At 58.9% G+C, this 231-nt stretch carries 1 protein-coding gene; it reads left to right on the top strand.

All coding sequences use genetic code 11. The features are described 5' to 3' along the window. Nucleotides 1–14 precede the first annotated feature (14 nt). The coding region (locus tag EOE65_RS17985) for an Ig-like domain-containing protein (protein WP_240657037.1) at nucleotides 15–231 on the top strand (217 nt) is incomplete at its 3' end.

The following is a 231-nucleotide window of genomic DNA, read 5'->3' as shown; positions in this document are numbered from 1 at the left end:
ATAACGATCCACCGGTGGCCGTCGATGACAGCGGCAGCACCGCGGAAGACACCGCAGTGACCCTAGATCTGGCGGGTAACGACAACGACGTGGACGACGGTCTGGACCTCACCAGCATCGTGATCACACAACAGCCGGACCACGGCACACTGGTGGTCAACAGCAACGGTACTGTGACCTACACACCGGATACCAACTACAACGGCCCGGACAGCTTCCAATACACCATTG

The organism is Neptunomonas marina, assembly GCF_004005935.1.
GTDB classification, from domain to species: Bacteria; Pseudomonadota; Gammaproteobacteria; order Pseudomonadales; family Balneatricaceae; genus Neptunomonas; species Neptunomonas marina.
The sequence above is the reverse complement of the archived record's forward strand: the minus strand, read 5'-3'. Positions and strand labels throughout refer to the sequence as shown.